Here is a 5,669-nt window from a genome sequence, read left to right on the forward strand (position 1 = left end):
CGACAAGCTAGCGAAGGGAAAACCTATAAAGGAAATCTTACGAACAGACTAAAAAAAAGTTGTTGACAATACTACAAAATCAGAGTAAGCCGCTACCTTCCCACCCCTCTTGGAGCATCTTTCTGGCATTCCTCTCTTGTGTGTGAAGACGGGCTGTGCTTGGTTCATTCCAGCGAGAACGTTTCATCGATGTGTTTTGCTGCTTCTTTCATGCGTTCAAAAAAGCGCTCAGCGTCTTTTTGCATTTCCTCCACTGCAGCGCTCAAGCTCCCTTGGCGGAGAAATAACCTGCGGCGCTCGCGAACAAGAAGACCCGCGTCGATGAGGTAGCGGACGTGGTAGTTGACCCGCTGAGCAGCAACACCCAGCTCTTGTGCAACGTCCTCGACGCGTACACCCTCCCGCCCTTTTGCTCTCTGCAAGACGGTCTTGAGGACGCGCTGAAGCGTTCCTTCAGTATCCCTCCCTTTTGCCAGGCCAAAGCTCTCGCTCAGCCAGGAGAGGTAGTCTTCAGCGTCGTCTCCTGGACGCCGATGCAAGCTTTTCAGCATGACACAGCGCATCATACCCGTCTTTCAGGCAACAATCATTTTTAAATTTTTCTAAAAAAAAGGCAATTCAATTCATAAAAAGTCAATAATATTCAAAAAAAACGAAAAGTTTAAATATAAGTTATGAACTATTATTTGTTGACTTAAAATCAACAAAAAAAATAGGAGGTGAGAACCATGGTGCGAAGCTGGACCATCTGGGACGAACTACGCCACCTGCAAAATGAAATGGACCGACTCTTCAACACCTTCTTCACCGCCGACGCCACGTGGGGAGCAAGACCCCTCCTCACCGGACCAGAAGGAGGCAGCGAACTCGTGCCCGTAGGATACCGACAAGCCCTAACCGACCTCACCGAAACCGACAAAGAATTCATCGCCACCATTGAACTCCCCGGCGTTGAAAAACAAGACATCCAAGTCAACGCCACAGACGACGGCGTCGAGGTGAAGGTCGAACGAAAAGAAGAGAAGAAAGAAGAGGACAAGAAAAAAGGAACATACCGGCTCGAGCGAAGCTACGCAGGATTTTACCGATTCATCCCCGTCCCTGACGGCGTCGACACCGAGAACATCAAAGCAACCTACAAGAACGGGGTGCTCGAGCTGAAAATGCCCAAAGTTGCCTCGAAAAAGAAAGGCAAGCACATCACCGTAGAGTAAACAAAAAAACAACTCTTCGCCAAAAACATACGTTAAGGAAGAGGAAGGCAGAACCGCCTCCTCTTCAAACCCCTCCGGGGTGACGATCACGCCGCAAGAAAAAAAGCCCTTGATCACTGAGAGGAAGAACAAAAAAAACAATACAAAAGAAACACAAAAAAGCACAAAATAATACAAAACTTCAAAGGAGGTAACCACGATGAACCAAGACCAAAAAACCATCCAACTCAAAGTCGCAGAAGCACTCCAAGACGACGTAGGCAGGAGCATTGCACGCATCCCATCCTGGGTCCTTGCAAAACTCGGCCTTGACGTCGGCGACTTTATCGAAGTAAAAGGAAAAACAAAAACAGTAGCATCAGTGAGACGACTCCACCCACAAGACGAGCATCTCGCCATCATCCGCATTGATGGAAACATCAGATTCAACGCTGGCGCCGGCCTCGGCGACGAAGTCACGATCACCCCCATCACTTGCAAACCCGCACAAACAGTCACGATCTCCCCTGTCGAGCCAGTACAATTCACCGGCGACCCCACCGCATACTTCCACAACAGGCTCCTTGACAAACCCCTTGTCAAAGGACAAAAAATTGAAATCGACGTGATGGGCACCCACCTCCACTACGTCGTCACCAAGGTCACGCCCAACACGTACGTTCAAGTCACGCCGCACACCCAACTCATCATCTCCGACAAAGTCGTCAAGGCCGAATCCCTCAAAATCCCCGAGGTCAGCTACGAAGACATCGGCGGCCTCAGCAACGAAATAGAAGCCATCAGGGAGATGATAGAACTCCCCATTAAACACCCCGAAGTCTTCCAAAAACTCGGCATCGGCGCGCCAAAAGGAGTCCTCCTCACCGGCCCGCCAGGAACAGGAAAAACCCTCCTCGCAAAAGCAGTGGCCTCAGAAACGGACTCCACGTTCTACTCCATCGCAGGACCTGAAATCATGAGCAAGTACTACGGCGAGAGCGAGCGCCAGCTCCGAGAAATTTTCGAAGAAGCAACCAAGAACGCGCCAAGCATCATCTTCATTGACGAAATCGACAGCATCGCACCAAAACGAGGCGAAGGAAAAGACCAAACAGAAAAGCGCGTCGTCGCCCAACTCCTCACATCAATGGACGGCCTCACCAATCGTGGCGACGTCGTCGTCATCGCCGCAACAAACAGGCCAGACGACATTGACGAAGCGCTGCGAAGGCCTGGACGATTTGACCGAGAAATCAAAATACTCGCTCCGAACGAGGAAGGCCGCCTCGAAATCTTCAAGATCCACACCAGAGGCATGCCACTCGCAAAAGACGTCGACCTCGCCTGGCTCGCAAAGAAAACCCTGGGCTTTACCGGAGCAGACATCGAAGTCCTCTGCAAAGAAGCAGCAATGAAGGCCATCAAGCCCTTCATCCCCAGCCTCAAAGAATACTCGGAAAAAGTACCAGCGAACATCCTCGACAAAATTGAAGTGAAGATGAAGCACTTCAAAGAAGCGCTCAAAACCGTCGAGCCCTCAGCCATGCGCGAAGTCCTCATCACCAAACCAACAACAACGTGGAACGACATCGGCGGCCTCCATGACGTCAAACAAAAAATCAGAGAATCGATCGAGTGGCCGCTCAAAGAGCCAGAGAGCTTTGCCAAATTCGGCATTAAGCCACCAAAAGGCATCCTCCTCTTTGGCCCGCCAGGAACAGGAAAAACCCTCCTCGCAAAAGCAGTCGCTAACGAGGCAGATGCGAACTTCATCGCCGTCAAAGGACCAGAACTCATCAGCAAATGGGTTGGGGAGAGTGAAAAACACATCCGAGAAATCTTCAAGAAAGCTCGCCAACTCGCCCCGAGCATCATCTTCTTTGACGAGTTTGACAGCATCTCCAAAGTGAGAGGATCAACACTTACCGACGCGACAGAACGCATGGTCAACCAACTGCTCAACGAGCTTGACGGCATCGAGCCACTCGAACAAGTCGCTATCATCGCCGCAACAAACAGGCCCGAACTCATCGACCCTGCACTCCTCAGGCCGGGCCGCATCGACCTCAAGCTCGAAACGCCCCTCCCGGACGAAGCGTCAAGAGAAGAAATCTTCAAAGTCCACACCAAGAACATGCCCCTGGCAAAAGACGTCGACCTCAAAGCATGGGCAAAGAAAACAAAAGGCATGAGTGGCGCTGACATCGAAGGCATCTGCCGCGAAGCAGGCATGCACGCCCTTCGCCTCTACAAAGCCGGAAAACTCAAAACGCCACAAGTGGCAAACGAGCACTTTGAACAAGCCTACACCATGCTTGTCCACAAAACAAAAGAAACAAACACGCCCCTGGAGGGAACTTCAAAACCTGCTGTTGCCAAAGCCTAACAACGAACCAGCACCGTTAACGTACCGTTAACCAAAGAAAAAACAAAGGAAAAAAAAAGAAAAAAAACGAAGAGGGGTGATGCACCATGCGAGACCAGCGAAGAACAACCTACAACCGAAAACTAGCAGGGGAGTTCTACGCGTTCGAAGACGTGTGGAGCATGCACCATCCCGGCGTCACCGGCAGAGAAAGCGCAACCACGTAAAAAAGAAGAAAAAAACGCCGGGGAAAGAAACTCGCAAGGACGGCCAGACGACCCCCTTCGAAGGGAGGGAAGCGCGTCGCGTGTTACCCACCACCTTTTTTTCTCTCTTTTCCCCGCTTCTCTTTTTTTCCACGAACTGTTCTTCAAAAAAGACACAAAGAGAGAACCTAAAAAGAAGAAGAAAAACAAGAAAAAAAAACAAGAAAAAAAATCCTATTTTCTCGAGCCCCTTCTCCGAGGACGCCCGGGGGCAGCCGCGACAGCTGCGCCGCCTCCTTCACTGCCCTTTATGAAAAACAAAACAAAAAGGACGAGGGGCACGAGCACAACCGCCCAGCCGATGATGAAGGAAAACGCTCCGTAACCGCCGTACGGTGCGAGGAGGTCGCCTTTCCACTCCCATCCCGCCTCGGTCTTCTTCAAGAACAAGTTCACCCAAACAAGCAAAGAGAGCAGCACCGGCACAACATACCGAATACTCACCTTCCACCACGCACCTACGCGCCACTCACTCACCGCATTCAAGAACTGAAAGTGCTTGTCTGCGCCGTGCACCCACCCAACCAGAACAGACTGGAAAATAACGACCAAGACAAGGTTATAATTGTTCACAAAGTGGTCTACAATATCAAGAAAGTACAAACCCCCTCTTGTTGTAAAGATAAGCCCGCCTAAAAACCCAACAACGCTCACGATCGCGCTGAGCTTTGCAACAGAGAGCTTCGGACTCCAATCCTTGAGCGCCGCGTTCACCGCCTCAACCAAGGAAAACGCGGAGTCAATCCCAAGCGAGAGCAGCGTCAAAAAGAAAAGCGCTGCAAAAAACGCCGAGGCCTTACCGAAGAGCGAAAGCGCCTGCGGAAAAACAACAAATGCCAGCCCGGGCCCGCTCGCGACGACGTCGCCAACACTCGTTCCCTGCGTGTGAGCCATGAACCCAAGCACTGCAAACACGACAAAGCCTGCAAAGACCGAGATGCCACTGTTGATGAGCGCCGTCACCCAAGCATTCTTCACAACATCTTCATCCTTCTTATTATAACTCGCGTACGCAATCATCACGCCAAACCCGATCGTGAGTGTGAACAAAATCTGGCTGAACGCCGCCTGCCACACTTCAGGATCAAGCAACGCCCCCCACTTCGGAACGAGGTAGAACCACCACCCGCTCAGCGCCCCTGGAAGAAAAGCCGCCCGCGCCAAAAGCAAAGCCAAGAGCAACACAGGAAGCGGCACCGTCCACGCCACGACCTTGCCAACGCTGTGCACGCCTTTCCACACACAAAAGTAAATAAGCACCCACACCGCCGCCAAGGCAAGCACTAAAACGAGGTTAAGAGAAACCGCCTCAGGAGACGTAATGGCGGGCGCGATTTGAAGCACCTTATCGTAAAAAAAACCGCTCGCGTCCCCCTTCCAACGAAGCGTAAAACTCGCGAAAAAATAAATGAGCGCCCACGCCATAACAACAGCATAATAGCAAACAATGATGAACGCGCTTAGCAACGCAAAAACACCAAGACCAGCAAAGCGAGGATGCAGCTCACGAAACGAGTGCACTGCTCCTTTCTGAAATCTTTGGCCAATACCGAACTCGAGCATGAGAACGGGAACACCGATAAGCACGAGCGCGACGAGGTAGGGAACCAAGAACGCGCCACCACCGTACTTGTACGCGAGGTACGGAAAACGCCACACGTTCCCCAAACCAACAGCAGACCCAACCGCTGCAAGAATAAATGTAGTCCTTGAAGCCCATCGTGGACGATTCACGTTCAACCACCCCCCAACACGTTACGCTTTCCGAAAAAAAAAAACACAAGCGTTTCTTCAACAGCTGTTCAACACCAAACAAACTTTCTACTTTACTTTTTTCCCAAAAAA

General features: G+C 51.1%; 5 protein-coding genes. 2 read left to right on the top strand and 3 right to left on the bottom strand.

Annotation, left to right across the window (positions count from 1 at the left end; genetic code table 11):
- Window positions 1-164 precede the first annotated feature (164 nt).
- Window positions 165-566: a MarR family transcriptional regulator gene (locus tag D6783_01860; protein RME53494.1), complete on the bottom strand. Its 402-nt coding sequence runs from the start codon at window positions 564-566 to the stop codon at window positions 165-167.
- A gap of 153 nt (window positions 567-719) precedes the next feature.
- On the opposite strand from D6783_01860, the gene D6783_01865 reads away from it, so the two are divergent.
- Both D6783_01865 and D6783_01870 read left to right on the top strand, forming a co-directional pair.
- Window positions 720-1,214 (top strand): Hsp20/alpha crystallin family protein, encoded by a 495-nt coding sequence (locus D6783_01865; protein RME53495.1) that lies wholly within the window; start codon window positions 720-722, stop codon window positions 1,212-1,214.
- Between the two features lie 220 nt (window positions 1,215-1,434).
- Complete coding sequence (locus D6783_01870) at window positions 1,435-3,579, top strand: AAA family ATPase (GenBank protein RME53497.1); 2,145 nt, start codon at window positions 1,435-1,437, stop codon at window positions 3,577-3,579.
- Between the two features lie 177 nt (window positions 3,580-3,756).
- On the opposite strand, the gene D6783_01875 is transcribed toward D6783_01870, so the two are convergent.
- Both D6783_01875 and D6783_01880 read right to left on the bottom strand, forming a co-directional pair.
- Complete coding sequence (locus tag D6783_01875; protein ID RME53496.1) at window positions 3,757-3,987, bottom strand: hypothetical protein; 231 nt, start codon at window positions 3,985-3,987, stop codon at window positions 3,757-3,759.
- Window positions 3,988-3,998: 11 nt separating this feature from the next.
- Window positions 3,999-5,558, bottom strand: a complete 1,560-nt coding sequence (locus D6783_01880) for a sodium-dependent transporter (GenBank protein RME53498.1) — start codon at window positions 5,556-5,558, stop codon at window positions 3,999-4,001.
- Window positions 5,559-5,669: the final 111 nt, after the last annotated feature.

It is taken from the genome of Candidatus Woesearchaeota archaeon (assembly GCA_003694805.1).
GTDB lineage: Archaea > Nanobdellota > Nanobdellia > Woesearchaeales > J110 > J110.

Excerpts from the sequence above, each read along its gene's own strand:
- D6783_01860 (RME53494.1), bottom strand. The coding sequence starts at position 566 with ATGATGCGCTGTGTCATGCTGAAAAGCTTGCATCGGCGTCCAGGAGAC.